Source organism: candidate division TA06 bacterium, assembly GCA_004376575.1.
Classification (GTDB): domain Bacteria; phylum Hydrothermota; class DG-26; order E44-bin18; family E44-bin18; genus E44-bin18.
Genome location: SOJN01000042.1, coordinates 1 through 6,805 on the forward strand (window position 1 = coordinate 1; position 6,805 = coordinate 6,805).

The 6,805-nt window shown below is 49.6% G+C and carries 8 protein-coding genes; 1 reads left to right on the plus strand and 7 read right to left on the minus strand.

The genetic code is table 11. The features are described from left to right. Positions 1 to 25 precede the first annotated feature (25 nt). Complete coding sequence (locus E3J62_03105; protein ID TET46830.1) at positions 26 to 409, plus strand: hypothetical protein; 384 nt, start codon at positions 26 to 28, stop codon at positions 407 to 409. A 64-nt stretch (positions 410 to 473) separates the two neighbouring features. Here the strand turns inward: E3J62_03105 and E3J62_03110 are convergent, their stop codons facing one another. The 7 genes from E3J62_03110 to E3J62_03140 all read right to left on the minus strand — a co-directional run bounded on the left by E3J62_03110 (position 474) and on the right by E3J62_03140 (position 6,659). Next, the gene (locus E3J62_03110; protein ID TET46831.1) at positions 474 to 665 is read right to left on the minus strand and encodes a hypothetical protein; all 192 of its coding nucleotides are present in this window, start codon (positions 663 to 665) and stop codon (positions 474 to 476) included. 593 nt (positions 666 to 1,258) lie between these two features. Continuing rightward, the gene (locus E3J62_03115) at positions 1,259 to 1,804 is read right to left on the minus strand and encodes a BstYI (GenBank protein TET46832.1); all 546 of its coding nucleotides are present in this window, start codon (positions 1,802 to 1,804) and stop codon (positions 1,259 to 1,261) included. Then, on the minus strand, positions 1,801 to 2,757 hold the full coding sequence (locus tag E3J62_03120; protein TET46833.1) for a site-specific DNA-methyltransferase: 957 nt from the start codon (positions 2,755 to 2,757) through the stop codon (positions 1,801 to 1,803). Before E3J62_03120 ends, E3J62_03115 begins: the two co-directional genes overlap by 4 nt. Before the next feature lie 382 nt (positions 2,758 to 3,139). Continuing rightward, on the minus strand, positions 3,140 to 4,219 hold the full coding sequence (locus E3J62_03125; protein ID TET46834.1) for a hypothetical protein: 1,080 nt from the start codon (positions 4,217 to 4,219) through the stop codon (positions 3,140 to 3,142). Between the two features lie 10 nt (positions 4,220 to 4,229). Beyond that, positions 4,230 to 5,084: a hypothetical protein gene (locus E3J62_03130; GenBank protein TET46835.1), complete on the minus strand. Its 855-nt coding sequence runs from the start codon at positions 5,082 to 5,084 to the stop codon at positions 4,230 to 4,232. A gap of 81 nt (positions 5,085 to 5,165) precedes the next feature. Beyond that, the gene (locus E3J62_03135; protein TET46836.1) at positions 5,166 to 5,861 is read right to left on the minus strand and encodes a TIGR02391 family protein; all 696 of its coding nucleotides are present in this window, start codon (positions 5,859 to 5,861) and stop codon (positions 5,166 to 5,168) included. 204 nt (positions 5,862 to 6,065) lie between these two features. Beyond that, positions 6,066 to 6,659 carry a hypothetical protein gene (locus E3J62_03140; GenBank protein ID TET46837.1) on the minus strand — a complete coding sequence of 198 codons (594 nt, stop codon included), beginning with the start codon at positions 6,657 to 6,659 and terminating at the stop codon, positions 6,066 to 6,068. Between the last annotated feature and the right edge of the window lie 146 nt (positions 6,660 to 6,805).

The following is a 6,805-nucleotide window of genomic DNA, read 5'->3' on the forward strand; positions in this document are numbered from 1 at the left end:
ATGGTGAGAGAGGAGGTGATTGGACATGGAAGGAAGTTCCCCTCCTCAGGTTCGTATGCTCAAGCACACACTCCTATTCCTCATAATCCTGATGTCCTTCACCTATGCTGTGTTGTGCGTCCCTCCATACATACTCCAGCGCTGCCCACGGTTGGTCAAAAGGACAAGGCTGACAAAGGAACTTGTAGCCGTCACAGCACGACTGGCTGGAATGAGGGCAGAAATGGACCGAATAGAGCAGGTCCGGTACTGGCAATATAAGCTGGATTTGCTCCAGTCAGAGAAAGAGGAACTGGCTGATGAGCTGTGGTGCATGGGAGTGGACGTAGACTCGCTGGAGAGAGCGCAAAAAGAGGCAATCGAATCAAGAGTCCTCTGGTTCCCCGATGAATCGCTTGGTGAGTACTGAGCCTAATTGTAGGGGCGCGGAAACCGCGCCCACTGAGGTCTAACGCACCGTCATGGAAAAGCACCTACGGGACAAATTCATCCACGCCGAAGTCACAATCATGGCATAGCTTATAGCGTGCTGCAATAGCTTCTTCAAGCGTATCAAAGAAGACTTTTCTTCTCTCGCGTATATCGCCCACATTAGAACATTGGCGAATAGTTGGCTCATAAATGTGGACAAGCCTGGTTCTTGAATCACCCACGTATTTGGCCATAACACTCCCCCCCACTTAGTGCTAGCTGGCCCCACAGATATGCTCGCATTTTTGGCCCTCAATGTCAAACACGAAATCCCTATCCTACGGGAAGTACAATACCCCCTTGTGGGGAAGTACAATGTACGAATTGCAGAGTGCAAAGGCAAGCCGAAACATCTACGCTCAACTCCGGTCATTGCGAGCCAAATAGGTCCAGCCCGTCGCAGGCGGGATGAGACATATTTGGTCCTTCGTCGGCACAAGCCGGCGGAGGACAATCGCCAAAGGACACGAAGCAATCTCCCAGCTCTTGCTTAACCCAAAGTGTCAATGTAGAGGAGCCTGCCCCCTTGATATTCCCATGTCATTCTGAACACTTCGCTTCGCTCAGCATAAACTCTGTGAAGAATCTGCTTTTTCCCTACCGAAGTACCGAGTACTGATTACAGAGCACAAGAACGAAATATGTCATTGCGAGCCACCGAAGGTGGCGAAGCAATCTCCCAGCTCTTCCCCAACCCGCAATATCCAATCTTAGCTCCACCATCTTCAATGTAGAGGCGCCTCTCGCCAACCCCAAAGCTGTTGAGCTGCTATCTATTGTACTTGTGTCAGTCTACATCAATGAGGATTACCTTGATAGGTACGGCGGGAAAGTGACGTTTCAGCCGTTCAATATCATAGATCAGCTGCTCGCCATACGACACACCCGTGGACATCTGCTTGTGCAGCGTATGACACGGTACTATCTCAATTCCTACATCGGCCTTGTTCTCATTGAAGAAATACTGAAACTTCGCCATGTCGTAAAACATGAATGCATACTTACCGAACTGAACTTCAACAAGAACTTTGGCCTTCACAAAGTCAATCTGTTTGAAGGCCCCAGGAACTTGCACTTCACTGTGCGGTATCGTAATCACATAGACGTCTTTCAGTTCTTCGTAACCTCGATTTCTGAATGCTTTGCGGAACTGGGTATTCATGTCTTTCGGAGAAAAGAGCCTCTTCCCCTTCATTGTCTTTTCTTTACTAACCTTTGTTCTCTTGGCCTTCACTTGCGAGATGATCTGATAAATCTCACGTTCACAACTCCGGAAACGAACCTTGAGTATCTCTGCACCACCCAGATGCGAGTACTCGTACACAACCTTCATTTTCCCTCCTCCTTTGTACTGTATCTCCCAGGCCGTTCGAATAACTTGGACTGAACTGACGTAGGTCGTAGCTGTATGACTTTTGGTGGGACATTGTGGCCCGGAATTTCAGGGTCATAGACAGATCTTTCCATTGGCCGAATCCGTAAGGTCCCCTTTTCTGCCATATGAATGCGCTCTTTCGCAACCTTTACATACTCAGGCATGATTTCAGCACCAAGAGCCTTTCGATTGTGTATCAACGCTGCGATTGCGGTAGTGCCCACGCCAATGAACGGGTCTAATACCCAATCATTCTCGTTCGTCATCGAAAGAATCAAACGTTCAACGAGCTCGACCGGAAATTGACACGGATGAATGGTCTTCTCAACGTGATTGGCCTTTACGTTGGGAATTTCCCAAATATCACCAGGGTTCTTGCCCAGAGGATTGCCGGAAAGCTGACCCTTTTTGGGGCCCTTGAAGTACTTTTTCTTGGGATACTTCTGGGGTATTCGGATTGCGTCTAGATTGAAAGTATACTCATCCCCCTTTGTGAACCACAAGACAACCTCGTATCGGCCCGAGAGTCTCTTGGAAGCATGCAGGCCGTGTCCGAAGTACCATATAATTCGATTGCGCAGATGTAAGCCTAATGAGCTGAAGATCGGGTACAACGCGACATCAAGCGGGATGATTTCGCCGTTGTCAACGTAGTTCCCAACTTGCCAGCAAATGCTACCTCTGCCATGCAATACCCGCACGCACTCTTCTATGACTTTCCGTTGCTGGGACAGATAGTCATCCAAGACCAGCCGAGTCTCGTAAGGTTTGCCTAGATTGTATGGCGGGGAGGTGACTACTAGCTTGACGAACCCATCGGGAATATCCCCCAGCAAGTGAAGACAGTCACCCTCAAATAGGACAAGGTCTGCCGCCTGATCAAACTCCGAAACAATCTTCATCTTCCCCATCAGACACTCCTTTGCCTTTGTCCCAGAGCAGGCAGCCTACCTCATATTAAGCTAGCACCTATGACTATTCGTTTCAAGTTCTATCTACATCTATTCTATATCACCCAGCCATGGGCTTTGCAAGGGGTTTTTGTGGAAAATACGTCGCAGGGATTGATAGCACCTAAGCTATTTGGAAACAGGATATTAGACTCAAGAGGTGACAGTCTACATCACCGGATCTGGCGCCTGCAGGGACAAACGTGGCTCTCTCAGGATTGCGACCTCCGCCAGAAGCAGGTTCGAGCAATCTGCCACCTGTCATTCTTGAGGAGCTCGTTAGGGCGACGAAGAATCTGCTTTTGGTCAGCTCCCTTAACGGTCACGGACAGTTTCAGTGCGGCTAGCAAGTGGCAGCTAGTTCTTTGAAGATATGGTTGACAGCCCAACCGAAGTCTTCTTTGTAAAACTTGAATCTAGCCTTTATGCCGGACCCGATCATCCGCTCGAATCTGGGCCGTACCGTTTCTTCGTCAGGATCGATCACCCAGAAACGCTTGATTCTGGCTTGCCCGACAGAGCCCAACGCATAGAGGTACCTGAAGAACGAGTCTGTCTCAGACAGCGAATAACCTGACACCAAGACGTTCTCAGCATCTGACAATTGCCGAGCCGCATGGCGCCAGACTTTCTGTATGCTGTCATGGTACTCAGTCTTGTTCCATGTGGGGGGAACAATTGCGGGTTCGCCTTCGACTTTCTCCATGCAGTGCATCAGGTCCGACTTGTGTAATTTGGAACCGAGGCTCAGACGCATAAACTGCCCTTCTTCCAGGGAGTCAAAGCGGTATTTGCGAAAGAATGCCTTCAAATCCCACGGAACTATTGCTCGACATTTGCGGCACTGAGCCCAGTTCAAAGAACCGTGCAGCTTGATCAAGGAGGTTGTGCCAGGCTCCTTGGTTTCTGACAATCCATAGTCAGGGGGCAGACCTTCGAAATGCAGGGCGTAGTCCAATGCTAAGTCATAGTTAAACGTGATAATCGAACACCTGCCTCGTTGGCCATCATCGTTCAGCTGTTTTATCCTCAGAGCAAACGAGTGATATGACCGGTCCGGGTGTACTCTGCCATCGCGAAACTGATACATTACTGATTTTTCAAGCGTTTTGGTGATGACCCTCCTAATGGATAGCAGCAGTGTATCTATGCTAGATTCTGAGATGCCCGGCAACGTGCGGACCAGCTTTCCCATTTCAAAAGCAGCAAAGACTGATTCTATGTTATATATATCCAGTTCGGATTTTGAGTGAACCGACATCAGTCCAGAAATAGCGTCAAACACACGGTCGAAGTCCGGTTCTAGTTCATCCACGTCCTTCATCCTACGTAGTTCCTCGGCTCTGTCAAGAAAATCAGCCATGAGAGGTGCACCCGCTTCCTTTGAAGCTCCCGCCCCTAATATAAACACGAACTCACTCATCGTTCCTCTCCTAGTTTGATTCACACGGTTTCAACAGCTCAACAGTTTCTTTTACGAACTGTGCATGGATGACCTTAGCTAGCAGCAAACTAGGAGTCTTGTCTGTCTTCCCATCACAGAGCTTTTCTCCACCAATTACCCTGTGCTGGCCTACCACACCAACGATGAGTGCCTCCGGACCTTGATGTGTCTGCCCTGCGTAGAACCTTTGCCTCTGACATAAATAAGCTGGCCCACCGCTATCGCCCGAGAGGACCTCCATGTGAACCAAGAAGTATTCGTTCTGCTCCGAAGGGAGCAGAGGATAGGAAGCTATCTTGCCACTACGCAATATCGGGAAACCTGCCGGATTCGCCTCATTCGCACCTGGGTAACCAAGACACATGACCTCGTCCCCAGGGTGGATCTCAAACTTCTTGAATACATCATCGTTTGCAAGCCGGTCTGTGGACACACGACCAACATCGGCTTGGTCTGGCAAATCCACGTACATTGCAGAAATATCCACCTTGGGGTGGCGCACCCAAAGGTCTTTTCCCTCTTCACGGATCGGTATCGCAAAAGGCAGTCTCTCATATGTGCCGTCGGTCTTCTTTCTCAGGACAAGCTCTATGCTGTCCCCTGTCACATTCTCGAGCACATGAGCGGCTGTTATCAGTACGTGGCACGTGGTGCCAGCGCCCTCCCCTGAGGATCTTTCCAAGACAAAGACAGTACCCCTCAGACCTTCTGCGGCTACTTTGAACGTAGACCGCATCAAAGCTGTACTTAGGTCGTATGACACCTCTGTTCTGGCACACCCGGCAAGGAGTAGCAGGGCAATAGCGAGAAAGCTAACTATTTCGAGGCATCTATTACCGCACATCAATCTCATTACCCACCTGTTATCACGCCCTCTCGGCCAACCTCACTGCCAGCAGGCTCACGAGCACAACCTATACTGTAGCTACGGCACACCTGCCTCATCCAGCTTGTACATCAGCAGACTTGCAATAATCAAGTAATGAATTGCGCGCTTTTGGTCTATGGTAATGTTGGCATGCGCCTTGGGATTGCGAATGCCTGTCATTGACCCTGCAAATATCTGCATATATCCCTTTTGAATGCTCTTCCCAGTATCGGTCTTAAGGTTACCAAGAGCTATTACAGGACGATTTGCTGAAAAAGCGCGGTTCATGAGGGAGGCACCGTCAAGCTCTTGCTTGGTCTTGCCTTTGACGTGTTTCTTCACGCGGTTGTTCACATCCTTCAGTGCCGATTCAACGGCATCCGCGAAATAACCACCTTCGAATCTCCCTCTTGCCACCTTTGCAATTGCAGGGTGAATGATTGACCAGAAGGAGGCAGCCTCACCTACATCCGAAAACCTGGTTAACGCGCGGAGCGCGCTATCCGCTGGGGTGATGTTTCGGACAAATTCGTCAAGTTGTGCCACCTTTGCTTCCTCATCCATGGGTTGCTCGGATAGGGTGATGACCCAGTCGTACACCAGCTGAGAACGCGTCGAGGTTATATCTTGGTTGGGATGGTGTTTGACTTCAAAGTCAAAGACGGCTTTCGCCATTCTGTTGATTTCGTTGATCGTCGTCGCGTATTTGACTCCTTCACCTAGTTTTGTAGCAACAACCTTGAAATTGACCATAAGTAAGCCCTTTCAGTTTGGAACTGCAACGCTCGTAATATCCTCCATGCCCATCACCCCTTCCTCGCCAATCTCACCGCTAAGGGGTTCACAAACCCACCAGAAATCGCATAACACACGATGATTCGCGGCGCGGCTGCAAATCGGATTGCAATATCTCCTCAACCTGCAGCCGACGGACTCACGAGGCCCTAAGATAATACATCAACCCATCCAAACAAGATTAGCGGCCCTCGATTTAAGCTGCTCTAGAATCTCCGGGTACCTCTGGTGTTCTGGTTCAGGCATCGTCTCCTTGTGTAAGGTGAGCAGAAATGTGCTCAAGTCCATTTCGCCAGTGACTATGAGCTCGGGGTCGATCTTGCATGCTTTGCAGACCGCCAGCTCAACCTCCTCATCCGTGTACTCGCTTAGATTATCCCTGCGCCAAGCGAGGAAGTACGGTTGGTATAGATAGCTGCGGAGTCGAATCTTTGGCGAGTATTTCGACACGAGGATAATGAACACATCGTGAGCCATCCACAACGAAATCAGGCCGATCAGAATAGATGCCCACAGTCTATTGAACCGGATGATGACCAGAGCTGCCCCAAGCGCGTAGAGGAAGAAAAAAAAGAGCGTAGCTACGGTACCCTTTCTTTTTAGAAGAGCATTGAGGTTCCTGAGTCTTGGATTTCTTTTTACCATCAGAATGTAGTCGATTTCCAGAAGGGGTTGACGCCACCAGTTCCTGCGCCAGAAGGCGTGGATACCAAGAAAGTTGACCACCATCAACACAAATCCAATCACAGTTAGCATCTATTCACTCCAACACCTGTTTGGACTCTGAGAGGGACCCCATGGTGTTGACTCGCGGTGTCACATACTAAGCACCGTCCGCGACGTACCCATGCAGCTGATTCGCCATCAAATGGTCTGGCTATGACAGTCCCAGCAGAGAACCT